The organism is Acidovorax sp. BLS4, assembly GCF_032929295.1.
Lineage (GTDB): Bacteria > Pseudomonadota > Gammaproteobacteria > Burkholderiales > Burkholderiaceae_C > Paracidovorax.
Window position 1 is genome coordinate 4,927,131 of sequence record NZ_CP136797.1, and the last position, 24,808, is coordinate 4,951,938.

General features: G+C 69.5%; 22 protein-coding genes and 1 riboswitch. Of the genes, 14 read left to right on the top strand and 8 right to left on the bottom strand.

What is annotated here, in order from left to right; translation table 11 throughout:
• The first annotated feature begins 110 nt into the window (after positions 1-110).
• The 4 genes from R1Z03_RS22665 (at position 111) to R1Z03_RS22680 (ending at position 4,245) form a co-directional block, all read left to right on the top strand.
• A complete protein-coding gene (locus R1Z03_RS22665; RefSeq protein WP_317355424.1) occupies positions 111-2,174 on the top strand; it encodes a UvrD-helicase domain-containing protein in 2,064 nt (687 codons plus the stop codon).
• Positions 2,171-2,374, top strand: a complete 204-nt coding sequence (locus R1Z03_RS22670; protein ID WP_317355427.1) for a hypothetical protein — start codon at positions 2,171-2,173, stop codon at positions 2,372-2,374. The genes R1Z03_RS22665 and R1Z03_RS22670 overlap by 4 nt, the downstream gene beginning before the upstream one ends.
• A gap of 14 nt (positions 2,375-2,388) precedes the next feature.
• Complete coding sequence (locus R1Z03_RS22675; protein ID WP_372588192.1) at positions 2,389-3,618, top strand: phospholipase A; 1,230 nt, start codon at positions 2,389-2,391, stop codon at positions 3,616-3,618.
• A 240-nt stretch (positions 3,619-3,858) separates the two neighbouring features.
• Complete coding sequence (locus R1Z03_RS22680) at positions 3,859-4,245, top strand: hypothetical protein (RefSeq protein ID WP_272566840.1); 387 nt, start codon at positions 3,859-3,861, stop codon at positions 4,243-4,245.
• A 16-nt stretch (positions 4,246-4,261) separates the two neighbouring features.
• Here the strand turns inward: R1Z03_RS22680 and R1Z03_RS22685 are convergent, their stop codons facing one another.
• Complete coding sequence (locus R1Z03_RS22685) at positions 4,262-4,747, bottom strand: universal stress protein (protein WP_272566839.1); 486 nt, start codon at positions 4,745-4,747, stop codon at positions 4,262-4,264.
• Between the two features lie 131 nt (positions 4,748-4,878).
• On the opposite strand from R1Z03_RS22685, the gene tgt reads away from it, so the two are divergent.
• Both tgt and R1Z03_RS22695 read left to right on the top strand, forming a co-directional pair.
• Positions 4,879-6,051, top strand: coding sequence for a tRNA guanosine(34) transglycosylase Tgt (tgt, locus tag R1Z03_RS22690; RefSeq protein WP_317355432.1), 1,173 nt, complete (start codon positions 4,879-4,881; stop codon positions 6,049-6,051).
• Positions 6,052-6,142: 91 nt separating this feature from the next.
• Positions 6,143-6,832 carry a glutathione S-transferase family protein gene (locus R1Z03_RS22695; RefSeq protein WP_284431359.1) on the top strand — a complete coding sequence of 230 codons (690 nt, stop codon included), beginning with the start codon at positions 6,143-6,145 and terminating at the stop codon, positions 6,830-6,832.
• A gap of 44 nt (positions 6,833-6,876) precedes the next feature.
• On the opposite strand, the gene R1Z03_RS22700 is transcribed toward R1Z03_RS22695, so the two are convergent.
• The 4 genes from R1Z03_RS22700 to R1Z03_RS22715 all read right to left on the bottom strand — a co-directional run bounded on the left by R1Z03_RS22700 (position 6,877) and on the right by R1Z03_RS22715 (position 10,017).
• Entirely contained in the window at positions 6,877-8,010 is a 1,134-nt protein-coding gene (locus R1Z03_RS22700; protein WP_317355435.1) for a zinc ribbon domain-containing protein, read from the bottom strand.
• Between the two features lie 98 nt (positions 8,011-8,108).
• Complete coding sequence (locus R1Z03_RS22705; protein WP_284431357.1) at positions 8,109-8,912, bottom strand: DUF2145 domain-containing protein; 804 nt, start codon at positions 8,910-8,912, stop codon at positions 8,109-8,111.
• Positions 8,913-8,923: 11 nt separating this feature from the next.
• Positions 8,924-9,394 carry a hypothetical protein gene (locus tag R1Z03_RS22710; protein WP_317355436.1) on the bottom strand — a complete coding sequence of 157 codons (471 nt, stop codon included), beginning with the start codon at positions 9,392-9,394 and terminating at the stop codon, positions 8,924-8,926.
• A 95-nt stretch (positions 9,395-9,489) separates the two neighbouring features.
• Positions 9,490-10,017, bottom strand: a complete 528-nt coding sequence (locus R1Z03_RS22715; RefSeq protein WP_284402463.1) for a YiaA/YiaB family inner membrane protein — start codon at positions 10,015-10,017, stop codon at positions 9,490-9,492.
• Positions 10,018-10,235: 218 nt separating this feature from the next.
• On the opposite strand from R1Z03_RS22715, the gene R1Z03_RS22720 reads away from it, so the two are divergent.
• A complete protein-coding gene (locus R1Z03_RS22720) occupies positions 10,236-11,828 on the top strand; it encodes a surface layer protein NpdA (protein WP_317355438.1) in 1,593 nt (530 codons plus the stop codon).
• Positions 11,829-12,115: 287 nt separating this feature from the next.
• Positions 12,116-13,729: a surface layer protein NpdA gene (locus tag R1Z03_RS22725; RefSeq protein WP_284431353.1), complete on the top strand. Its 1,614-nt coding sequence runs from the start codon at positions 12,116-12,118 to the stop codon at positions 13,727-13,729.
• 158 nt (positions 13,730-13,887) lie between these two features.
• Here R1Z03_RS22725 and R1Z03_RS22730 read toward each other — a convergent pair whose 3' ends face one another.
• Positions 13,888-14,409 (bottom strand): Lrp/AsnC family transcriptional regulator, encoded by a 522-nt coding sequence (locus R1Z03_RS22730; RefSeq protein WP_317355444.1) that lies wholly within the window; start codon positions 14,407-14,409, stop codon positions 13,888-13,890.
• 218 nt (positions 14,410-14,627) lie between these two features.
• On the opposite strand from R1Z03_RS22730, the gene R1Z03_RS22735 reads away from it, so the two are divergent.
• Together R1Z03_RS22735 and mdeB are read left to right on the top strand one after the other, a co-directional pair.
• Positions 14,628-15,644, top strand: a complete 1,017-nt coding sequence (locus tag R1Z03_RS22735; RefSeq protein WP_317355447.1) for a 1-aminocyclopropane-1-carboxylate deaminase — start codon at positions 14,628-14,630, stop codon at positions 15,642-15,644.
• A gap of 23 nt (positions 15,645-15,667) precedes the next feature.
• On the top strand, positions 15,668-18,364 hold the full coding sequence (gene mdeB, locus R1Z03_RS22740) for an alpha-ketoglutarate dehydrogenase (protein ID WP_317355450.1): 2,697 nt from the start codon (positions 15,668-15,670) through the stop codon (positions 18,362-18,364).
• 46 nt (positions 18,365-18,410) lie between these two features.
• Here mdeB and R1Z03_RS22745 read toward each other — a convergent pair whose 3' ends face one another.
• Positions 18,411-20,354 carry an MFS transporter gene (locus R1Z03_RS22745; protein ID WP_317355453.1) on the bottom strand — a complete coding sequence of 648 codons (1,944 nt, stop codon included), beginning with the start codon at positions 20,352-20,354 and terminating at the stop codon, positions 18,411-18,413.
• A gap of 26 nt (positions 20,355-20,380) precedes the next feature.
• On the bottom strand, positions 20,381-21,352 hold the full coding sequence (locus R1Z03_RS22750) for a hypothetical protein (RefSeq protein ID WP_317355456.1): 972 nt from the start codon (positions 21,350-21,352) through the stop codon (positions 20,381-20,383).
• A gap of 143 nt (positions 21,353-21,495) precedes the next feature.
• Here R1Z03_RS22750 and R1Z03_RS22755 point away from each other — a divergent pair, with 143 nt between their 5' ends.
• From R1Z03_RS22755 to R1Z03_RS22770, 4 genes are all read left to right on the top strand, one after another.
• Entirely contained in the window at positions 21,496-22,227 is a 732-nt protein-coding gene (locus R1Z03_RS22755; RefSeq protein ID WP_284402471.1) for a helix-turn-helix transcriptional regulator, read from the top strand.
• Positions 22,228-22,278: 51 nt separating this feature from the next.
• The gene (locus R1Z03_RS22760) at positions 22,279-22,812 is read left to right on the top strand and encodes a DUF2867 domain-containing protein (protein WP_317355460.1); all 534 of its coding nucleotides are present in this window, start codon (positions 22,279-22,281) and stop codon (positions 22,810-22,812) included.
• Between the two features lie 137 nt (positions 22,813-22,949).
• Entirely contained in the window at positions 22,950-23,372 is a 423-nt protein-coding gene (locus R1Z03_RS22765) for a YXWGXW repeat-containing protein (protein WP_272566806.1), read from the top strand.
• Between the two features lie 148 nt (positions 23,373-23,520).
• Positions 23,521-24,540: a tripartite tricarboxylate transporter substrate binding protein gene (locus R1Z03_RS22770; protein WP_317355463.1), complete on the top strand. Its 1,020-nt coding sequence runs from the start codon at positions 23,521-23,523 to the stop codon at positions 24,538-24,540.
• 150 nt (positions 24,541-24,690) lie between these two features.
• Positions 24,691-24,801: riboswitch (glycine riboswitch) on the top strand.
• Positions 24,802-24,808 lie beyond the last annotated feature (7 nt).

Below are 24,808 nucleotides of genomic sequence, written 5' to 3' on the forward strand. Positions count from 1 at the left end.
CTCGACTCCGGCCCATCCCGGTATCATTGCGCGCTCCTGCCCCTTCTCCCTCGGAAGCGGTGCTCCACCCGTGCCTCGCCGGCGCCTGTCCACCCCCTTCCTTTTTGCGCATGTCCGCCGGTCTCAATCTCGCCCAGCTCCAGGCGGTCCACTACACCGAGGGGCCATGCCTCGTGCTGGCGGGCGCAGGTTCGGGCAAGACGCGGGTGATCACCCACAAGATCGCCCGGCTGATCGAAACGGGGCTGGAGGCGCGCCGCATCGCCGCCATCACCTTCACCAACAAGGCCGCCGCCGAGATGCGCGAGCGCGCGCAGGGCCTCATCGGCCGTGCGGCCAAGGACGTGCTGGTGTGCACGTTCCATGCGCTGGGCGTGCGCATGGTGCGCGAAGACGGGCATGTGCTCGGGCTCAAGCCCCAGTTCAGCATCCTCGATGCGGACGACGTGACCGGCATCCTCAAGGACGCGGCCGGCGGCACGACCGACATGGCCACCGCCCGCCAGTGGCAGTGGACCATCAGCAAGTGGAAGAACATGGGCCTGAACGCCCAGGAATCGCTGGCGCAGGCCGCGGACGACAACGAGCGCAGCATCGCCGTCCTGATGGCGCGCTACGAAGAACGCCTCACCGCCTACCAGAGCGTCGATTTCGACGACCTCATCGGCATGCCGCTGCGCCTGCTGCGCGACCACCCCGAGGTGCGCAGCAAATGGCAGCGGGTGCTGGGCCACGTGCTCGTGGACGAGTACCAGGACACCAACGCCACGCAGTACGAGCTGCTCAAGCTGCTCGTGGGCGAGCGCGCGCGCTTCACCGCGGTGGGCGACGACGACCAGTCCATCTACGGCTGGCGCGGCGCCACGCTGGACAACCTGAAAAAGCTGCCGGTCGACTTTCCCCAGCTCAAGGTGATCAAGCTGGAGCAGAACTACCGCTCCACCAGCGCCATCCTGCGCGCGGCCAACAACGTGATCCAGCCCAACCCCAAGCTGTTTCCCAAGACGCTGTTCTCCGAGCTGGGCGAAGGCGAGCCGGTGCGCGTGGTGGACGCCGACAGCGAGGAGCACGAGGCCGAGCGCGCCGTGGCCCGCATCCAGAGCCTGCGTGCCGCGGCCAATCCGCCGCCGGCCTGGAAGAGCTTTGCCCTCCTCTACCGCGCCAACCACCAGGCCAAGCCGTTCGAGAAGGCGCTGCGCAAGGCCAACATCCCCTACAAGGTCTCGGGCGGCACGAGCTTCTTCGACCGCGCGGAAATCAAGGACCTGTGCGCCTGGTTCCGCCTGTGGATCAACAACAACGACGACCCGGCGTTCCTGCGCTCCATCACCAGCCCCAAGCGCGGCATCGGGCACACCACGCTGGGCGCACTGGGTGAATTCGCCACCAGGCACAAGCTGAGCATGTTCGGCGCGCTGTTCAACGGCATGCTGCCGGCCGCCATTCCCAAGCGCGCGCTCGACGGGCTGATGGAGTTCGGGCGCTACGTCAACGACCTCGAATACCGGGCCCGGCACACGCACGGCGCCGAGGATTCGCGCGCCTTCCTGGCCGACTGGCTCAAGGAAATCGACTACGAAAAGCACCTGTACGACGGCGAGGACAGCGAGAAGGTCGCCGCCGCGCGCTGGAGCAACGTGCTGGAGTTCTGCGACTGGATGTCGCAACGCGCCGGTGGCCAGATCGACGACACCTCGGGCAGCGTCGTCACCAAGGAGACCAAGAGCCTGCTGGAGGTCTCGCAGACCATCGCGCTGCTGTCCACTATCAGCGAGCGCGAGAAGGACCAGGACATGGTCACGCTGTCCACGCTGCACGCCTCCAAGGGCCTGGAGTGGCCGCATGTGGTGCTGGTGGGCGTGACCGAGGGCATGCTGCCCTTCAAGCTCGACGACGACGAGGGCCGCCAGCTCAAGGTGAGCGACGACACGCTGCAGCGCCTGCAGGAAGAGCGCCGCCTGATGTACGTGGGCATCACCCGCGCCCAGCGCAGCCTGGCCGTCAGCTGGACCAAAAAGCGCAAGAAGGGCCGCGAGATGGTGAACGCGCAGCCCAGCCGCTTCATCGCCGAGATGGGGCTGGACAAGAACACCGCCCGCGAAGACCCGCGCGAAAAGCTCAAGGCGCTGCGCGCCGAATTCGCCGCGCGCAAGGCCCAGAACGCCACGCCATGACCGGCCGTGCCATGATCCGCCGCCACGTCGCCGCCGGGCGGGCCGCAGCGTGCGCTGGCATGCGCCGGCCGCTGGCACAGAGCGTGCGTGTCGCTGGGCCGCGCAACCCCACCTGGGCGCGGGCATCGCGCGGGGCGGCCGGCAAGAAGAACATCAGCGCCACCTGGATCGGCCAGGTGGAACAAGGCAGTTGCGGCTAGGAGATACGAGGAACATGGAACAACGCACCACACCACACCACCGCCCCGTCCGTGCTGCGCAGGCAGTCCGGGCGGCCATGACACCGCGGCGCCTGGGCACCCTGGCCCTGGCCCTGTGCGCCCCCGCGGGCGCTGCGCTGGCGCAGACGCCTGCCCCGACGGAGGCCGCCGGCGACGCCTGGCGCCGTTGCACCGCCATGGCCGGCGACAGCACCGCCCGCCTGGCCTGCTTCGACCAGTGGGCGGGCCAGCAAGCCTGGAAAGCGCCTGCGGCATCGGCCAGCGCGGCGACCGGCAACACCACGGCCAGCACCGCGCCCCCCACCCCCGTGGACACCACGCTGCCGGCCACCCGCCTCATCGACGTGGCCCAGGTGGAAGGCTGCCGCGACGAGCAGTACAGCACGCTGTCGCGCTTTTGGGAATTGGAGTCGGGCAGCGATTGCGGCACCTTCCGCTTCCGGGGCTACCGGCCGATCAGCATCTCGGTGGTCAAGGGCAGCAACGTCAACCGCCAGCCCACCTCGCCCGTGCCGGACCACAACGCCACCTCGGCCGTGGACTACCGGACCACCGAGAACCGCATCCAGCTGTCGGTGCGCACCAAGATCGCCCAGGGCCTGCTCACGCAGGGCCATCCCACGCTGAAGGACTCGGTGTGGGTGGGCTACACGCAGCAGTCGTACTGGCAGCTGTTCAGCCCCGACATCTCGCGCCCCTTCCGCGCCACCGACCACGAGCCGGAAGTGATGTACGTGTACCCCACCGACGCCAAGCTGCCCTTCGGCTGGCGCTGGCGCTACAGCGGCATCGGGCTGGTGCACCAGTCCAATGGCCAGAGCCTGCCGCTGTCGCGCAGCTGGAACCGCGTGTACCTGATGACCGGCATGGAGCTGGACAACCGCTGGAGCGTGAACGCGCGCCTGTGGAAGCGCCTGAGCGAAAGCGCCGACAGCGACGACAACCCGGGCATCAGCGACTACATCGGCCGGGGCGAGCTGCAGGTGAACTGGAACTACGACCGCGACAACACCGTGGGCGTGACCGTCCGCCACTCGCTGGCTTCCACGCCGCGCGGCTCGGCGCGCATCGAATGGCTGCAGAACCTGGGCAAGGGCCTGGGCGGCAGCAAGAGCAACCTGCGCCTGCACACCGCCCTGTTCAGCGGCTATGGCGACAGCATGATCGACTACAACCGCAAGCGCACGGTGTTCAGCGTCGGCCTGAGCCTGGTCGATTTCTGAGCGCCTGAACGCACGGCCGGCACTCGCCCGCGCGGCAAGGGGCCGGCCGCATCACATCCCGTTACCCTTTTGACAGGGCTGCTGCCTTGAATCGGCGCACACGCGCCGACACAATGGCACGCACATCGCAGTCCGGCAGGCCCCGCGCACCACTCCCTGGAAAAAGAGGCGTTTTCATGCCGCTTTCTCCACCATTGCTGGTCCAAGCCCCCGGGACAATGCCCCTCGGAGGACGAAACCATGGACATGCAATATCAGCTCAAGGCTGGAAGTTACTACCTGTACGACATGCGCGAGGCGCCCAGTGCCGTCACGGGCGAGCGCCGTTTCAAGCTGAAGACCGATACCGTCGCCATTGCCTTCGATGCGCACACGGGCGAAGTCCACCAGCACGGCACGCCGTCGCGCATCCAGTCCTGGGCCAGCAACACGCGCCGGCGCCTGCGCGCGGCCGGTGCGCTGGATGTGGCCAACGACATCGTCGTCGTCTCCGGCCCGCTGCCGGTGGACGAGCTCAACAAGTGCCTGTGGATCAACGGCTACTGCCGGCGCATGTTCAAGCGCCTGGCGAGCCTGCCGCACGGCAAGCTGCAGCGCCCGAGCGAGCCTTTCCGCAAGGCCGCCTGAGGATTTTTGAAACGGGTCAGGCCAGGGTTTCCTGCCCGCCCTCGGCATTCACATCCACGGTTTCCAGCACGTCCGCGTGCTTGACGATGGTCACAGGCACATGGCTGGCATGCACCAGCGCCTGCGACACCGACCCCAGCAACGCGCTGCTGATCGCGCCCTGCCCGCGGGCGCCGATCACCAGCATGCCGCAGCCGTGGCGCTCGGCGATGTCCACCAGCGTGTTCGCCACGTCGCCCACGCCCACATCGGTTTCGTGCTCCACGCCCGCGGCCTCGAAGATCGCACGGGCCGGGGCCATCAAGTGCAGGCCGGCTTCCAGGCTGGCCGCCGCGATGAGGTCCGGGTCGCGCGACACCACCATTTCGTAGAGCGTGGCGGGCTCCTGCACATGGGCCAGCACGACGCTGGCGCGCAGCCCCTGCCGCAGCAGGGCCAGGGTGTGGTGCACCGCATCCAGGGAGAGGTCCGAGCCATCGACGGCGATGAGGATCTTGAGCATGTCCGTGTCCTTTCCGGGAGTCTGAGGGGCCTGCCGGCGATGCGCTCCGCTCGCCCGGCAGGCAGTGCGGTCCAGTGTACCGGCGCCCCGCCGCGCCCCCGACCCTGTGGGCGTCTGGGACAATGCGCGCCATGCTGCAGTTCGACCTCCTGACCACCGACCCCGAAAGCCACGCGCGACGCGGCACCCTTACCCTGAACCACGGCGTGGTGCAGACCCCCATCTTCATGCCCGTGGGCACCTACGGCACCGTCAAGGGCGTGATGCCGCAGAGCCTGCACGACATGGGCGCGCAGATCATCCTGGGCAACACGTTCCACCTGTGGATGCGCCCCGGGCTGGACGTGATGCAGGGCTTCGGCGGCCTGCACGCGTTCGAGAAGTGGGACAAGCCCATCCTCACCGACTCCGGCGGCTTCCAGGTGTGGAGCCTGGGCGCCATGCGCAAGATCACCGAGGAAGGCGTGCACTTCGCCTCGCCCGTGAACGGCGACAAGCTCTTCATGTCGCCCGAGGTGAGCATGCAGATCCAGACCACGCTCAATTCCGACATCGTGATGCAGCTGGACGAGTGCACCCCGTACGAAACCAAGGGCCACCTGACCACCGAGCGCGAGGCGCGCACCTCGATGGAAATGAGCCTGCGCTGGGCGCAGCGCAGCCAAGACGAATTCCACCGCCTGAACAACCCCAACGCACTGTTCGGCATCGTGCAGGGCGGCATGTTCGAGAACCTGCGGGCCGAATCGCTCGACCGGCTGGTGGAGATGGATTTCCCCGGCTATGCCGTGGGCGGCGTTTCGGTGGGCGAGCCCAAGGACGAGATGCTGCGCATCATGGCGCACACGCCGCACCGCCTGCCGGCGCACAAGCCGCGCTACCTCATGGGCGTGGGCACGCCCGAGGACCTGGTGGAAGGCGTCGCCCAGGGCGTGGACATGTTCGACTGCGTGATGCCCACGCGCAATGCGCGCAACGGCACGATCTTCACGCGGTATGGCGACCTGAAGCTGCGCAATGCGCGCCACAAGGCCGACCACCAGCCACTCGACACCACCTGCACCTGCCATGCCTGCGCAGGCGCCGAGGGCGTGGCCTGGGACCAGGGCGGCCGCGGCGGCTTCAGCCGCGCGTACCTGCACCACCTGGACCGCTGCGGCGAGATGCTGGGCCCGATGCTCACCACCATCCACAACCTGCACTACTACCTGAACCTGATGCGCGAGGTGCGCGAATCGCTGGATACGGGCCGCTTCGGCGAATTCCGCCGCCAGTTCGCGGCCGATCGCGCGCGCGGCGTGTAGCCGCGAAGCCCCGGCGCCCCAGGCCCCGGGCGATGTCCGCTGCGGGACGGCGGTGGTATGCGGCCCGGCGCGCGCCCGCTACGATGGCGCCATGCTGACCGTCCACCACCTCGAAACCTCGCGCTCGCAGCGCGTCCTTTGGCTCCTGGAAGAACTGGGCGTGCCCTACGAACTCCGGACCTACCAGCGCGACCCGCGCACCCGCCTGGCGCCGCCGGAGCTGCGCAAGATCCATCCGCTCGGCAAGTCGCCAGTCATCACCGAAGGCGACGAGGTCATCGCCGAATCGGGCGCCATCATCGAAGCCCTGGTGGACCGCTACGGCGCGCAGGCGCAGGGCGAGCTCGCGCACCTGGAGCCCGCGCGCGGCACGCCCGAACGCCGCCAGTGCCGCTTCTGGATGCACTACGCCGAAGGCTCGCTGATGAACTGGCTGGTGATGAAGCTGGTCTTCCAGACGCTGCCCAAACAGCCCATGCCGTTCTTCGTGCGGCCCATCGCGCGGGCCGTGTGCGGCAAGGCGGAGCAAAAGCTGGTGGATCCCAATCTGGCCACGGCCCTGGCCTTCATCGACGACCACCTGTCGCGCAACGCCTGGTTTGCCGGAGCCGACCTCACCATGGCCGATTTCCAGATGAGCTTTCCGGTCGAGGCGGCCATGAGCCGCGTGCAGAACGCCGACCAGCACACGCACCTGAAGGCCTACCAGGCCCGCATGCGGGCCCGCCCGGCCTACCAGCGGGCGCTGGCCAAGGGCGGCCCGGTGGTGATGGGCGGCTGAGGCGCCACGCCCCCTGCATCCCGGCGCCCTTCCCAGCGGATCCTCTAGAGCGGTCCCGCCGGGGCCGGGCCACCGGCCAATGGCCCGGCGGCGTGCGGCACCGCCGCCGCACTGGCGTCCGAGTCGCTGCCGGGTAGCAGCCCCCGGCCCGCGCCTGCGCCGCAGGCATGGCAGAACCGGGCGAATGCGCTCTTGCGGGTGTTGCAAGCGCCGCAGTGGTCGAACAGCCCGATGCCGCAGTGGGGGCAGAAGTCGATGGTGGGGTCCTTCAGGTCCACCGGCCGCTCGCACCCAGGGCACACGCCCTTGGCGAGGCGCGCCAGGGCGACGTCGTAGCTCAGTTCCTTGCGGCGCTCCTGGTCGGGCAGCGCCTCGGCCCGCTTCTGGCGCTCCAGGTAGCGGTTGAGCGCCACGATGGCGTAGCGCCCGACCAGCGCGGTCACGACGATGCCGACCACGTAGCGCACATAGCCGCCGTAGCTGGGCAGGTAGGGCACCAGCTCCACGAAGAACGCGAACAGCGCGAAGAAGATGAAGCCCCACACGAACGGCCAGTAGGTGCCCTTGCGCTTCTTCACGAACAGCCAGCCGGCCACCACCAGCAGCGGCAGCGTGAGGGCCAGCCGGTACAGGAACACGCGCAGCTGCACCTTGCGCTGCTGCACGGCCATGCGCTCGTAGCCATCCTTTTCCAGCGCGGCCAGCCGTTGCTGCGCGGCCGTGGCCGCCTGGCGCGCATCGAGCGCGGCCTGCTGCTGCGCTTCGACCGCCTGCTGGGTCTGGCGCTCGCGCAGCTGGAGCCGGTCCAGCGCCTGGGTGCGCTGCACCACCTCGGGGTTGTGTTCGGACTGCTGCGTGGCGCTGCGCGTGGCCAGCCAGTTGTTGAAGGTCTCGCGCTCCGCCGCGGTCTCGCTGCGCGACTTGGCGCGCTGCAGGCGGGCCTGGTCGAGCGCCGTCTCCGCGCGCTCCTCGGCCTGCTGCGCGTTGCGCACTTGGGCGCGCAGCGTCTCCGCGGCAGGGCGGTCCAGGAAATCGTCGAGCTGCAGCGTGGCCTCGACCTTGGGCAGGTCGTCCACGACGGTGCCGCCCAGCCCGATCAGGAAGCTGGCGAACACCAGCGACACCAGCCACAGGCCCCGGCGGAACCATTTTTCCGACAGGCGAAGGGATTTGCTCATGACCAGCTCCTCGGCATTGAAATACTATTAAATTGATAGCAAAACAGGCAATCAATATCCCGGCATCAGCGGCTTTTGACTATAAACCCGTGTTGGCGTCACGGCGGCGGCAGCGCCACCGGGGCCGATGCCAGTTGCGCGCGCTGCAGCCACGCCAGGGCCGAGTCCACGGTCACCGTGGCGATGCGGTTGGCGAAACGCTCGCTGTCCGGGTGGTCGTCGAACGCCACGTTCGCCGCCGTCACCCGCCCGCCCAGCCGCGTGAGCGCGCCGACCTTGAGCACGGTCGGCTCATACCCCTTGTAGCGCAGCCAGGCCTGCGCCTGATCGCGCCGGAGCACGGTGCCGGGCTCCATGGCCGCGGCCAGCGTCTCCATCGCCCACTGGTTCGACTGCTGGTACTTCGTGCCCCAGGCGTAGCTCACCATGCTGTAGGGCCGCTGGTGCATGGCCGTGGCGCGCGTGCGGTCGGCGAGCACGGCCATCATCCGCTGCTGCACCTCGGGCGTGGGCACGGCCCACACGGCCTCGTAGCGCCACAGGTCGTCGAGAAAGAACTCGCCCAGCCCCTGCCGGTACACCACGCCCACCGCGGTGCCGCACTCGTTGAGCTTGTGCACCACGCGCCACGGCCCCTGCGGCGTGCGGTAGGCCCAGCCCAGGTGCGAGTAGCGCAACCCGTACCGGGACAGGTCCTGCCCCGCACGCGCCAGGACCACCACCTGGGTGCCCGAGCGGGCGTGCTCCGCGTCCAGGGCACGGGCCGTGCGGGCGGCCAGATCCATGCCGCGCTCGATGAGCTGCGGGGTCGGCTTGCGCGCCTCGCAAGATCGGCCCGCGTGCGCGGCGCCGGTTCCCGCGAGAGCAACCGCCGCCAGAGCGGCCAGGGCCCGTCTGCGCATGGTCCGCCCCCTCACAGCCGCTCGTTGTAGAGCAGCGCACGGCCCAGGGCATTGGGCACGAAGGCCAGCGCCTCGCCCGCCACCGACAGGACGACGCCGGTGCCGATCACGCTGCAGGCCACCGCCGACCCCACGGCATGGACCGTGCCGGAGGCCGCGCGGCCGGCCACCTCCACGCTCACCTGCGCGCCATCGGACACCCGCTCCAGCACATACACGGTGCCGTTGGCCGACGCCTCCACGGCCTTCACGGTGAGGATCGCGCCGCCCACCGACAACGCGACGGGAACGGCCGCCACCGCCCCGGCGGCCGTGGACGCCACCGAAGCGGTGCCCACCACCGAGGCCACGGGCAGCAGCGACAGGCCGACGGACACCTCGCTATGCGCATGCACGGCGCCTGCCGACAGCGCAAAGGCCAGGCCGAAGCCCGCGGCCCGGCGGGCCCAGGAAAAACGGGGGATCAGAGTCTCGATGCGCATGGTCTTTCTCCAGAAAAAGGGCGCGACAGCGGGGCCGCCGTGCGCGCAGGGGACGGCCGGGAAAGCGGGCACCGCGCCCGCTCCGGCCCCCGGGGTCACTCCGCCGTCGCCTTGCCCGCCTTGTCCGGGGCGGCGGCCGGTGCGGAAGGGGTGCCGCCGGCTGGCATGGAGGCCTCGCGGCGGCCCTGCCAGCGGGCGTCCGCCAGGTCCGCCTCGTGGCGGTCGCGCAGCATCTTGGCCAGCGTGAAGGCGGTGGTGATCAGGTAGAGCCAGCTCACGCCCAGGAAGGCCTGGTAGGTGGGGTTGATGTCCATGCTCCACAGGCCCCAGCCCGTGAGGCCCACGGCCACCGCGAACGCGCCCCAGACGACCAGCTTGAACATCGGCGTGTCCGCACCGTGGCGCGTCTGGTTGTCCCGCACGAACTTCGCCAGCATGAACACGGCCGAGAGGCAAAAGACGTAACCCATCACCATGAAGGCACGCTCCATCGCCACCCCTGGCAGCCATGCCAGCCCCACCGCGCAGCAGAACACGGCGATGCCGAACGAAACCCAGACCTGCAGGCGCCAGGCGGGCGTATCGCGCTGGATCAGGGGCGAAGGAGCAAAGGGGTGTGACATGGAGAGAAGGGCTTGCGGCCCGTGGTGGAACATGGGGCGGATCATGCGCAGGCCGCCCACCCCGGCCCGCCCTGGAATGCACAGGTGGCGCGCTTTCGGCTGCCTGGTATCGCATGGCGATACTTTCCCTGCCTCGTCCAACCCCTCGGCAAGTGCCACAGCCGCGCGGATTGCGGTAATCTGCCGCCATCATTGGCTCTCCCTCCGAAGGACCCCGCATGCCTATCCAGAAGATCGCGGCCGCGTGCGCCCTGCTGTGCAGCGCCGGCTTCGCCTCCAGCGCCCTGGCCGGCGTCATCGCCGGCACGGGGGGCACGCCCTCCAGCAGCGTGATGGGCACCACCGATGCCACCACCTATGCCATCGCCGAAAGCGGCCCCGGCCACAGCCTCGTGGTGCCTTACTTCACGGCGCAGAACGGGCAGATGACGGTGCTGCACCTGGTCAACACCGACTTGAACAACGGCAAGGCCGTGAAGCTGCGCTTTCGCGGCGCCAACAACGGCGATGGCCTGCTGCACATGACCGTGCTGCTGGCCCCCGGCGACGTCTGGACCGGCGCGGTGACGGCCGGTGCCAACGGCATCGCGCAGCTCACCACCGCCGATGCGACCTGCACCTCGCCCCGGCTCGCGCCCGGCGTGGCGCAAGCCTTCGTGACCGAACGGCTCAACCCCCTGTGGACCGCCGACGTGCAGGCCAACCATACCCGCGAGGGCGCCATCGAGGCGATCGTGGCGGCCGACATTCCCGCCGCCGCCGTATACGGCGCGGGCCAGCAGGAGCGCTCCGCCCTCTTCACGGCCATCCGCCCGGTGAACGGCACGGCCCCCTGCACCGATGCGGCGCTGAACGCGGCGCTGCTGGAGGACACCAGCACCGAGGCCACGGCCGCTTCCCGGGGCCTGGCCACGCCCACGGGCGGCGTGGCGGGCACCTGGTACATCATCGACGTGCCCAACTCCACCACCTTCTCGGGGGCCGCCACCGCGATCCGCGCCGTCAACAACGCGGGCCGCAATGCACGGGGCAACTACGTGCTGTTTCCGCCCACCGCGCAGACCGTCACCGCGCCTGAGCGCTACACCGCCGACCCACTGCTGGTCTCGGCCGGCTTCGCCACCCGCGTGAAGAACATCGACGGCGAAACCAGCGAGCCCACCAATGCGGCCGTCATCCAGGCGCGCTACTACGACCTGCCCGATCTGTCCACACCCTACTACCTGCCGGCCGGCGAACGCAACGCGCGCAGGACGGCGGGGGACCTGTCGGCGCAACTGGCGGCCACCGAAGTGATGAACCAGTACGCTACCGACCCCTCCATTTCCGCCCGAACGGACTGGGTGCTGTCCATGCCCACCAAGCGCTACAGCGTGGCCTACGACTACAGCCAGCCCCCAGCGGTCGCCCGCGTGTATTCGGTGGTGCCGCCCTCGGACCTCGGCAGCCAGTATTTCTCGGGCGACGACACCCAGGTCAAGACCAGCCCCGAGAGCGTGTGCAGCCAGTGGAACCTGACCTATTTCGACCGCCAGACCAGCACCAAGCCCGCCCTCAGCCCCGTGGTGGCCTGCGGCACGGTGGCCACGTTGGGCTTCCAGGAGGCGGGCCGCTCCGGCGTCTCGGCCTCGATCACCGCGCAGCCCCGCTCGGACGCCTTCGTGTCCGGCTGGGCCAGCATCGCCACCAATGCGTCGGATGGCCGTCCAGTCATCGGCGCCGCCCTGCTCAAGCTCACCAACCCCAATGCCACACCTGGCGTCGCGGGCAATTACGGCCTGACCATGCCGCACATGTATAAAGCGCCCTGAGCGCACGCAGGGCGGCGGCCGATTGAGGCCGCCATGGGCCCGGCGCTCGGAACGGGTTCACGATCCTTGCCGGAGCCGCCGGGCACCATCGCCCGGCATGGCTCCCATCCTCAGCGCGGTGGTTTCGATTTGCGGGTGGCCTGCTGCATGCAGCGGCCGCCCAGGGCGGGCTTTTGGCCCCATCCCACCACCACCGTGCCGACCCCATCGCGTGACAGGCTGCCTTTGCGCAGCCTACGGGCGATGCGGAGACGTTCCCACCTGCCATCCCAATCACAGGAGAAACCGTGAAAGTCAAAACCATTTCCGGGGCGGTCAGCGCCCTGCTCGGCACGCTGGCCATGGCCGGCGCAGCACACGCAGGCGTGATCGCCGGCACTGGCGCCACGCCTTCCAGCACGCAGTTGGGCGGGACCGATGCCATCAGCTTCAAGGTGGCCGAAGGCCAGGCAGGCCATGCGCTGCTGGTGCCCTATTTCACGGCGCAGAACGGCCAGATGAGCGTGCTGCACCTGGTGAACACCGACCTCGACAACGGCAAGGTGGTGAAGGTGCGCTTTCGCGGCGCCAACAACGGCGACAGCCTGCTGAGCGTGCACGTGCTGCTGTCGCCCGGCGATGTGTGGACCGCCGCGGTGACGGCCGGTGCCGACGGCCTGGCGCAACTGACCACCACCGACCGCAGCTGCACGCTGCCGCACCTCGCGCAGGGTGTGGCGCAACCGTTCTCCACGGGCCGGCTGGACCCCGCGTGGACCCCCGAGGTGATGGCGGCCAACACCCGCGAGGGCGCCATCGAGGCCATCGTGATGGCCGACGTGCCGCAGGCGGCCCTCTATGGCCCCAACGGCGCCAGCCAGTCGGCGCTGTCCGTCGCCATTCAACAGGTGAAAGAGGTCGCGCCCTGCTCCGAATCCGTGCTCAATGCCGCGCTGATGCAGGACACGAGCAGCGAAGCCGTCGCCGCCAGCCGCGGCCTGGCCGCCCCCAGCGGCCAGCTCAGCGCCACCTGGTACGTCATCGACGTGCCCGGCTCCACCACGTTCTCCGGCGCGGCCACGGCCATCCAGGCCATCAACAACACGGGCCTGCCGGCGCGCGGCAACTACATGCTGTTCCCTCCCACAGACACGGCGGTCTCGCAGCCGGAGCGCTACACCGCCGACCCCCTGCTGGTGTCCGCAGGCCTTGCCACGCGCAACAAGGACGCGCAGGGCAACACCGCCTTCCCGACGACGGCGGCGGTCGTGCTGGCCCGCTACAACGACCTGCCCGACCTCTCCACGCCGGTCTACCTGCCTGCCACAGCAGACAGCGCCCGGGCCACTGCCGGCGATCTCTCCCGGCTGCTGGCCGTGCGCGAGTTCAAGAACCAGTACGTTCTCGACGACTCCATCTCCGCCCGCACCGACTGGGTCGTGGCGACCCCCACCAAGCGGTACAGCGTGGCCAAGGACTACAGCCAGTCGGACCCGTCGAACCAGCGCGTCTATTCCCTCGTGCCGCCCAGCGGCGGCGGCGAGCAGTACTTCCATTCGCTCAACACCCAGGTCCGCGACGGTGTCTGCAGCCGGGGCGGCAGCTGGAGCTTCCGCATGGGTTCGCGCGATGGCAGCCTCACCCCGGAAAGCGTGATTTCAGACGCGGCATCGCAACCCGAAAGCTGCGGCGCACTGTCCGTGCTTTCGTTCTCGGACACCCGGTCGGCCGTTTCTTCGTCCGTGGCCCGCAAGACGCTGCAAGGAACGTTTTCCAACGGCTGGGCCATCTTCCGGATGCCCGACGCGAGAGGCATTCCCCTCATCGGTACGGCCTTCACCAAGCTGAGCAACCCCAGCGCCACGCCCGGCGTGGCGGCCAACTATGGGCTGACCTTTCCGCATGTCGTGAAAGCGCCCTGACCTCCTGAGGCAGCCTCCCGTGACCTCCGCCCCGGCGGTGGTCACGCCCCAGGCATTCCAATGGCGGCTGCGCGGTGGATAAGGCGAGCCGCTCGCAGCGAAGCCACCCGGGCCGATCTTCCCGCCTTGCCGCGCGCCGCCGGCCTTCCGGCCACACGTCAGATCGCCATGGGCAGTTCGGTCGTCGAGAGCACGTTGCGGATCACCATGAACGAGCGCACCTGCCGCACGCCTGGCAGGTAAAGCAGCTGCTCCGCATGCAGGCGGTTGAAGCTCTCGCTGTCCCTGGTGCGCACCAGTAGAAAATAGTCGAACTCGCCCGTCACCACGTGGCATTCCATGCAGCCCGAGATCCTGGCGGCGGCCTTCTCGAACTCGGCGAACGACTCAGGCGTGGAGCGGTCCAGCACCACGCCGATCATCACCAGCATGCCCGCGCCCACGGCGCGCGGGTTGAGCAGCGCCACCACCCCGTCGATCAGCCCCAGGCGCTTGAGGCGCTCCACGCGCCGCAGGCAGGCCGGGGCGCTCAGGTGGACCTTGGCCGCCAGCGCCACGTTGGAGACCGATGCATCGCGCTGCAGGGCCCGCAGGATGGCCTTGTCGGTGCGGTCCAGTTCGCCGGTGAGATCGGCGGCGGGTACCGGCACCGCAGGCTTTCTTAATTTTGTTGCGCACATGAATGATTCCCCGCAATGAAGTCGAAGTAAAAAGGTTTCACGGCCTTTTTCAGGCCGATTTTCAATCCATTTTTGCAACCCTGTTGCGCCCGCATTTTCCTACCATTCCAGGCAACGGACTGCCCTTGTCGATTGCCCCTGCCACTGCGCGGCAGCAGCCATCCACCGCGGCGCCGGAGCCCCGCCCCCATGCCCTTCCCTTTGCCAGGATGCTTCCCATGAACTTGCAGAAATTCCCCCGCCATTCGCTGACCTTCGGCCCCACGCCCATCCAGCCGCTGCCGCGCCTGTCCACCCACCTGGGCGGCAAGGTCGATCTGTACGCCAAGCGCGAGGACTGCAACTCGGGCCTGGCCTTCGGCGGCAACAAGACGCGCAAGCTCGAATACCTCATTCCCGAGGCGATCGAAGGCGGCTACGACACGCTGGTCTCCATCGGCGGCATCCAGTCCAACCAGACGCGCCAGGTGGCCGCCGTGGCCGCGCACCTGGGGATGAAATGCGTACTGGTGCAGGAGAACTGGGTGAACTACTCCGACGCGGTGTACGACCGCGTGGGCAACATCGAGATGAGCCGCATCATGGGCGCCGACGTGCGGCTGGACGCCGCGGGCTTCGACATCGGCATCCGCCCGAGCTGGGAGCAGGCCATGGAGGACGTGCGCCAGGCCGGCGGCAAGCCATTTCCCATTCCCGCGGGCTGCTCCGAGCACCCCAAGGGCGGGCTGGGCTTCGTCGGCTTCGCCGAAGAAGTGCGCCAGCAGGAAAAGGAACTGGGTTTTCAGTTCGACTACATCGTCGTGTGCTCGGTCACGGGCAGCACGCAGGCCGGCATGGTGGTGGGCTTCGCGGCCGATGGCCGGGCCGACAAGGTGATCGGCATCGATGCATCGGCCAAGCCGGAGCAGACCCGCGCGCAGATCCTGCGCATCGCGCAGAACACCGCCCAACTGGTGGAACTGGGCCGTGACATCACCGAAGCCGACATCGTGCTGGACACGCGTTACGGCGGCCCCGAATACGGCCTGCCCAGCGAGGGCACTCTGGAGGCGATCCGCCTGTGCGCGCGCCAGGAGGCCATGCTGACCGACCCGGTCTATGAAGGCAAGTCGATGCACGGCATGATCGAGATGGTGCGCAACGGCGAATTTCCGGCAGGCTCCAAGGTGCTGTATGCCCACCTGGGCGGCGTGCCCGCCCTGAACGCCTACAGTTTCCTTTTCCGCAACGGTTGATCCCCCCAGGAGAACGCAGCACCATGACACGACTCGGCTGGCCCGGCGCCACCCCCTTGCCCGATACGCTCGACCCCGGGGAAGTCCAGGAATGGTGCGATGCGCTCGACGGCCTGCTGGCCGCCTGGGAGCCCCGCCAGGGGCGCGAGCGGGCCGCGGCGCTGCTCGACGCGTTGCTGGCCCATGCGCGCCAGCGCGGGCTGCAATGGAGCCCGGCCGGGATCACCTCGTACCTCAACACCGTGCGGGTGGAGGAACAGCCGCCCTACCCGGGCGACCCGCAGATCGAGCAGCGGCTGTCGGCCATCGTGCGGTGGAATGCGCTGGCCATGGTGGTGCGGGCCAATGCCGCGCAGGGCGAGCTGGGCGGCCACATCGCCAGCTACGCCTCGGCGGCGGACCTGTTCGAGGTGGGCTTCCACCATTTCTTCCATGCGCGCACCGAGCAGCACGGCGGCGACCTGGTGTATTTTCAGCCGCACTCCGCGCCCGGCGTCTATGCGCGCGCCTACCTGGAAGGCCGGCTGAGCGAAGACTCCCTGCGCCACTACCGGCAGGAACTGGCCGCCGAGGCCAAGGGCATCCAGGGCCTGACCTCCTACCCCCATCCCTACCTGATGCCGGATTTCTGGCAGTTTCCCACCGGCTCGATGGGCATCGGCCCGATCAAGGCGATCTACCAGGCGCGCTTCATGCGCTACCTGGCCGACCGGGGCCTGTGCGACACGGCGGGCCGCAAGGTCTGGGGCTTCTTCGGCGACGGCGAAATGGACGAGCCCGAATCCATCGCCGCGCTCACCCTCGCCGCGCGCGAGGGGCTGGACAACTGCATCTTCGTCATCAACTGCAACCTGCAGCGCCTGGACGGCCCGGTGCGCGGCAACGGCCGCATCGTGGACGAGCTGGAATCGCTGTTCACCGGCGCCGGCTGGAACGTCGTGAAATGCCTGTGGGGTTCCGAATGGGACGCGCTGCTGGCGCGCGACCATGGCCACGCACTGGCCCGGGCCTTCGCGCAGACGGTGGACGGCGAGTTCCAGACCCTGAGCGCGAACGACGGCGCCTTCAACCGCCGCCACTTCTTCGGCAAGAGCCCCGAACTGCAGGCCCTGGTGGCCCACCTGTCGGACGACGACATCGACCGCCTGCGCCGCGGCGGGCACGACCCGGCCAAGGTGCATGCCGCCTTCGCGCGCGCGGCCGGCCACACCGGCCAGCCCACCGTGGTGCTGGCCAAGACGATGAAGGGCTACGGCATGGGCAGCGTGGGCCAGGGCCGCATGACCTCGCACCAGCACAAGAAGCTGGGCGCCGACGAACTGCTGGCCTACCGCGACCGCTTCCACCTGCCGCTGACCGACGAAGAGGCCCGCACCGCCGCCTTCTGCAAGCCCGCCGACGACAGCGCCGAAATGCGCTACCTGCACGACCGCCGCCAGGCGCTGGGCGGCTACCTGCCCGCACGCCGCGCCCGGGCTCCCAAAGTGGCCGTGCCACCGCTGCCGGCCACCGGGGGCTTTGCGCTGGAGGCCGACGGCAAGGCCATGAGCACCACCATGGCCTTCGTGCGCCTGATGGGCAACCTGCTGAAAGACGAGGCGCTGGGGCCGCGCGTGGTGCCGATCGTGGCCGACGAGGCACGCACCTTCGGCATGGCGGGGCTGTTCCGCCAGGTCGGCATCTATGCGCCGTTTGGCCAGCTCTACCAGCCCGAGGACAACGCCTCGATGCTGGTGTACCGGGAAGAAAAATCCGGCCAGATCCTGGAAGAAGGCATCACCGAGGCCGGCGCGCTGGCCTCGTGGACGGCGGCGGCCACGAGCTATTCGACGCACGGGCTGTCAATGCTGCCGTTCTACATTTTCTACAGCATGTTCGGCTTTCAGCGCGTGGGCGACCTGATCTGGGCCGCGGCCGATCAGCGGGCGCGCGGCTTTCTCATCGGCGCCACCTCGGGCCGCACCACGCTGGGCGGCGAGGGGCTGCAGCACCAGGACGGCAGCAGCCACCTGATGGCCTCCACCATTCCGAACTGCCGTGCCTACGACCCGGCCTTCGCGGGCGAGCTGGCCGTGATCGTGGACCACGGCATGCGCCGCATGGTCGAGGCGCAGATCGACGAATTCTTCTACATCACCGTCACCAACGAGAACGTGGCCAACCCCAGCCTGCCCGCCGACGCGCACGACGGCGTGGTGCGCGGCATGTACCGGCTGCGGCAGGGCGCGCCGGCACTGGCGCACCGCGTGCAGCTCTTCGGCAGCGGCGCCATCCTGGGCGAGGTGCTCAAAGCCGCCGACCGGCTGGAGCAGCAGCACGGCGTGGCGGCCGATGTGTGGAGCGTGACGAGCTACGTGGAACTGGCGCGCGAGGGGCAGGCCTGCGAGCGCGGCTGGCGCCAGGGCGAGCGCGATGCGGTGGGCAGCTGGTTCGAGCAGCAACTGGCACCCACTTCCGGGCCCATCGTCGCCGCGAGCGACTACGTGGTGGCATTGCCCGAGATGGTGCGCGCCTTCGTGCCGCCGGGCCGGCGCTATGTGACGCTGGGCACCGACGGCTTCGGCCGCAGCGACTCGCGCGCCGCCCTGCGGGCGCACTTCGCGGTGGATGCCGATGCCATCGTGCAGGCCAGCCTGCGCGCCCGCGAGGAGGACGACACCGACGAGGCGTCGGCAGAACAGCGGCGGCTGCAGGGGCTGGCCTCGCTCGCCGTCACCTGAGGCGGCGCGCCCCGCCTCCGCGGCGGGGCCTCTGCAATGACGGCCTTCAGTCGGCCAGCAGGCCCGCCACCCGTTCGCGCAGCAGATCGGGCTGCACCAGCGTGGCCGGCACGGCCGGCCCGACGTTCAGGCCCACCCGGTTGAACAGGCCGCGCCGGAAGGGCCGCGCCATCGCGGTGCCGCGCTCGATGCGGCTGAAATACGAGCCCCACAGGTTGGTCAGCGCCATCGGGATCACCGGGGGCGCCACGCCTTCTTCGCGGGCGCGCTCGAGGATCTTCATGATGCCGCCCTTGAACGGCTGCAGCTGCCCGTCGCGCGTGATGCCACCCTCGGGAAAGATCGCCAGCAAATCCCCTTCCCGCAGCACCTGCGCGGCGCGCTCGAACGCCGCGGCATAGACCGCGGGATCTTCCTTTTGCGGGGCGATGGGAATGGCCTTGGCCAGGCGGAACAGCCAGCCGAGCACCGGCACGCGGAAGATGCGGTGGTCCATCACGAAGTAGATCGGGCGCGGGCTGGCCGCCATGAGCAGCACCGCGTCCACGAAGCTCACATGGTTGCACACCAGGATGGCCGCGCCCTGGGTGGGCAGGTGCTCGTCGCCCCGGATCCTGAAGCGGTAGACGAAGCGCGAGGCCACCCACGCCACGAAACGCAGCAGGTACTCGGGCACCAGCAGGAAGATGTAGAACGCCACGATGGCGTTGGCGATGCCCGTGAACAGGAAGATCTGCGGCACCGAAAAGCCCGCGCCCAGCAGCGCGCCGGCGATGAGCGAGCTGCCGATCATGAACAGCGCGTTCAGGATGTTGTTGGCCGCGATGATGCGCGCCCGGTGCGTGGGCTGGCTGCGCATCTGGATCAGGGCATACATGGGCACGCTGTACAGGCCGGCGAACAGGCTCAGCAGCGCCAGGTCGGCCATCACGCGCCAGTGCGCGGCCTGCGCCACGAAGGCGCCCAGCCCCATCTCGGGCGCGGGCGGCAGGGAGCGGGAGGCAAAGTACAGGTCGATGGCGAACACGCTCATGCCGATGGCGCCCAGCGGCACCAGGCCGATCTCCACGTGCCGGCGGCTCAGCACCTCGCACAGCAGCGAACCCACGCCGATGCCCACCGAGAACACCACCAGCAGCAGCGAGGCCACGTGCGCATCGCCGTGCAGCACCTCCTTGGCGAAGCTCGGGAACTGCGAGAGGAACACCGCGCCGAAGAACCACATCCAGCTGATGCCCAGCAGCGAGCGGAACACCACGGGGCTGGCGTGCGCGAGTTTCAGGTTGCGCCAGGTCTCGGTCACCGGGTTCCAGTTGATCGACAGGCCCGGGTCGGTGGCCGGCACGCTCGGGATGAACTGCGCCACCGCGCGACCCGCCAAGGCCAGCAGCACGCAGGCCGCCGCCACCCAGGCATGGCCGATGTCCGGCACCGCCACCAGCAACCCGCCCGCCACCTGGCCCAGCAGGATGGCGACGAAAGTGCCCATCTCCACCATGCCGTTGCCGCCCGTCAGCTCGCGCTCGTTCAGCACCTGCGGCATGTACGCGAACTTGACCGGCCCGAACAGCGTGGAATGCAGCCCCATGAGGAAGGTGCAGGCCAGCAGCACGGCGGCGCTGGAGGCAAGGAATCCCCAGGCCGCCACCAGCATGATGGCGATCTCCAGGTTCTTCACGAAGCGGATCATGCGGGTCTTGTCGAACTTGTCCGTCAACTGCCCCGACGTGGCCGAAAACAGCAGGAAGGGCAGGATGAACAGCGCGCCGATCACCAGCCCGGCCATGGACGGCGGCATCCACGACACGCTGAGCTGGTAGGTCACCATCACGGTGAAGGCGAACTTGAACAGGTTGTCGTTCGCCGCGCCGGCGAACTGCGTCCAGAAGAAGGGTGCGAAGCGGCGCTGGCGCAGCAGGGCGAACTGGTTGGGGTGCGACGGCTCGGCCGCGCGGGGGTGGTCGGCCATGCGGGCCTGTTCTTGGCTCATGCCGTGCTCCTGTGTGGAATGGTTCTTCAGACGCGTCGCGCCGCGGCGCCAGGCTGGGCCCCCTCGTCCGCGCTGGCGGCGATTGTGCCCCGGCGCAGGCCCGTTACGGCCGCCGCCGGGCGGCGCCAGGACACCGCCCGCATGCACTGCGCCCAGTAGGCGCCCGGCAGCGGGGCGCGGCGCGGTGCCAGCGCTGCGATCACCGGCCATGCGGCCAGGGCCGCCGCCACGTGCTTGAGGCTGTGGCCCGACACCCAACCGCCCGTCCAGCCGAACACCGCGTGGTCGCCCAGCTCCAACAGCTTGGCCAGGGCATACCAGCCGATCACGGCCACCAGCGACAGGGGCGGCCGGCTGGACCGCGCCGGCACCATCGCCAGCGCCGCGACCAGCAGCATGCCCCCGCCCTGCAGCACGCCCCAGGGCAGCACCTGCCCCGCCATGCCCCAGGCCCGCAGCGACAACGCGCCCGCCAGCGGCAGCACACAGGCCAGCACCCAGGCGGGCCGCGCACCCATGCGCCCATCGACCGCCAGGCCCACCAGCCCGGTGAAGGCCACCAGCATGCCCATGCGGTCCCACAGCAGCGTGATGTCGTGCGGCACCGCGTGGTACAGCGCCGAGGCGCCGGCCGTGAGCAGCAGGCCCGAGAAGAAGACCGCCGCCATCACCGCCGTGGTGGTGCGGCCGGTGCCGGCCGCCTGCGCCACCCCCTCGCCGCACCCGCCAGCCTTGCCGCTGCGCACCCATTGCACCAGGCGCCGCACGCCCAGCAGCCCCATGAGGGCGAACGGCAGGTTGGTGAGCACGTCCATCGCATGCGCGATGCCCCACAGCGTGCGCTGGTCGGCAAAGGCATGCTGGTGCGGGTCCGCCGCCACCTGCGGGCCCCAGGCGCCCACGGCGGCCAGCACCGCCAGGGCGCCATACAAGGCCCATTCGGCCGGGGCAGGACGCGAGAGGAAGGCGCGGGAAAAAGAACGGGTGGACAACGGCATGGACGAAACTCCGGAAGGCAGCGGGATGGAACGGGGGACGGGAAGGGGACTGGAACGCAGTCTCTCCACCCTGGCCACACCAGGGCGCACGAAACGCGCCCAGGCCCATCGCCAGCCACGCCGGGTATCCATAATCGATACCCATGAGCACCACCGCCGACCTCGTTGCCGCCCTCAAGAAGGAACTCAAATCCGCGCAGATGACCTATGCGGACCTGGCCCAGGCCCTGGGCATGGCCGAGTCCAGCGTCAAGCGCATGCTGGCCAAGGGCGACATGCCGCTGTCGCGCATCGATGCGATCTGCCGGGCGCTGGCCCTCGACTTCGCCGACCTGGCGCGGCGCGTGGCCGATAGCCAGCCCCTGCTCAAGGAACTGAGCCAGGCGCAGGAAACGGCCGTGGTGGCCGACAAGAAGCTGATGCTCATGGCGATCTGCGTGCTGAGCCAGTGGACGCTGGAGCAGATCGTGACCACCTACCGCCTGAGCGAGGCCGAGGGCGTGAAGTACCTCGCGCAGCTCGACCGCATCGGCATCATCGAATTGCGCCCCCTGAACCGCTACCGCCTCAAGCTCGCCAAGACCTTCCGCTGGCGCCCCCATGGCCCGGTGATGCACTACTTTCGCGACCATGCGCTGCTCGACTACTTCGCCGGCAGCTTCGACGGCCCGGGCGAAGGCGTGCTGCTGGTGCACGGTGCGATCAGCCGCAGCCTGGCGCCGGCCTTCTGGGAACGCATGCAGCGCGTGGCGCACGATTTCGCGCAGCAGCACCTGGCCGACCAGCGCATGCCCGAGCGCGAACGCGAGGGCTACACCGTCCTGCTGGCGCTGCGCAGCTGGGAGTTCGACGTGTTCACCAGCATGCGGCGCTGAGCCGCGCCGCCCTTCGTTTCCGGCCCACCGCCCCAGCACCCGATACACCCCATGCCCCATCCTCCAAAGATCACCACCGTCGCGGTGCCACCCGGCAGCGCCATTGCATCGGCGCTGCCCGGTGCCTACTTCGCCGACAGCTATGAAGCCACCGACCCCGAGCCCGCGGGCAGCGCGCTGCAGGCCTGGCTGTCCACCCTGGCCCACGTGCCCGGCTGGACGAACCGGCTCATGGCGCTGCGCAACCGGCTGGTGCGGCTGGCAGGCCTGAAGGACCTGGGAGCGCTCGGTGGCGATGCCGCCCACCCGCTGCGCGACGCCGCCAGCTACCGGGTGGGCGACCGCGTGGGCATCTTCCGGATCCGGCACCTGGCCGAGGACGAAGTGGTCATGGGCCAGGACGACCGCCACCTCGACGTGCAGGTGTCGCTGACCAAGCGGCAACCGGCGGAGGGGCCGCCCCGCATCGCCCTGAGCACCGTGGTGCATGTGCACAACACGCTGGGCCGGGTGTACATGGCGCTGGTGGTTCCGTTCCACCGGCGCATCGTGCGCACCCTGCTGGCGCGCTACGCCGCCCGGTGAGGCGCGGGCGCTCGCCCCTGCCAGGCCGGAAACACCCGGTCACAACACTTCGCGCCGCGGCGACACCGGCTTGACGTTGGAGGATCACGATGGAGGTGCTGAAAAAAACACACAGCGCTTTTCCAAAGGAGATCGTCATGACCCGCAAGACCATTGCCCTCACCGCCGCCACGCTGGCCCTCGCCGCGATGGGCTCCGTCACCACCGTGGCACGGGCAGCCACCAGTGCCACCGTGATCGTGCAGTCTGGCGGACCGGTGTACCAGCAGCCCGGACCCGTGATGGTGCAGTACCAGGCACCGCCCCCGCCCCGCCGGGAAGCCGTGCCGCCCCCGCGCCGCGGCATGGTGTGGGAGACGGGCCATTGGGAATGGCGCGGCCATCGCCATGTCTGGGTGGCCGGCCACTGGGTCCGCGCCCGCCCCGGCTATGTCTACCGCCAGCCGGCCTGGGTGCAGCACGACGGCCGCTGGGAGATGCGCCGCGGCGGCTGGGACCGCGACGGCGACGGCGTGCCCAACCGCCAGGACCGCCGCCCGGACAACCCGAACCGGTACTGAGCCACGCGGGGCCCGCGCGGCCCCGCGCCCGCCGCATTCCCCCATGGCGGCGGCGCGCCCCCGGTCCATATGCATATGGCGCGCGGCGCATGAACGCTTGCCCACAATGGCGCATCGGTTCTCAACCCGCATTCAGCGCCCCTCTGCCATGCCGCTCCTTTTTCCCATCACCCACCACGCCACCCGCCGCATCGCCGCCGCCCTGGCCTGCGCCGCGGCCGCCACCTTCAGCTTCGCCGCCCACGCCGAAGCGGCCGGCTGGCCCCGGCAACCCATCACCCTGATCCTGGGCTTTCCGGCGGGCTCGGGCATCGACGTCGTCGCCCGCGCGGTGCAGGAGCCCCTGACCCAGAAACTCGGGCAGCCCATCGTCATCGACTACAAATCGGGCGCCGCCGGCAACATCGCCAGCGAGTTCGTGGCCCGCGCCCGGCCCGACGGCTACACGCTGGCCTTCGGCACCGCCGCCACGCATGGCAGCAACGCCGCGCTCTACCCCAAGCTGCCCTTTGACGTGGAGAACGACTTCGTCCCGGTGGGCCCGCTGATCGATGTGTCGAACGTGCTCACCATCAACCCCGACGTCATCGACGCGAAGACGCTCCAGGAGTTCGTCGCGCTGGTGAAGGCCCACCCCGGCCAATACAACTACGCCTCCACCGGCAACGGCGCCGGCACGCACATGGCGTTCGCCGAATTCAATGCGCGCCTGGGCCTGGACATGGTGCACGTGCCCTACAAGGGCGGCCCCGAAGCCATCACGTCGGTGGTGCGCGGCGAGACCTGCTGCATCATGAACCAGGTGCAGACCGTGTTGCCGCACTACAAGGCCGGCAGGGTGCGCCTGCTGGGCGTGACCACCGCCAAGCCCGTGGCCGCCGTCAAGGAGGTGCCCACCATCGCCTCCAGCGGGCTGCCGGGCACGCAGGGCTTCGACAGCTCGATCTGGTTCGGCCTCTTCGCGCCCAAGGGAACGGACGCCGCCGTGGTGCAGAAACTCAACACCGCCCTGCGCCAGGTGCTGGAGCAGCCCGAGGTGCGCGAGCGCTTCGAATCGCAGGGCAACGCCGTGCGCATCGAGACGCCCGCGCAGTTCCGCCAGACCGTCCACACCGACCGCGCCAAGTGGGCCCAGGTGGTGAAGGACGCCCGGATCCGCATCGACTGACCGCACGGCCCGCCCCCTTCGCCGCGCACGGGGTTTGCGCCGCGCGGCTTCGCTGCTACGATGCACCCCGCAGGAGAGCGAACGGCCCCCGGGCCGCTCCACCGAAGGCGCAAACTCCCATACACGCTCAGGTCCCGTACTGCACCACCATCAAAGCCGTCTGGAGAGCCGCCATGCATGCCATGGCGCACCGAAGGAGCAAGCCCCTCGCCGTGTTGGCGCAGGGTGAATCTCTCAGGTACCAAGGACAGGGGGAGCGGCAGCACGG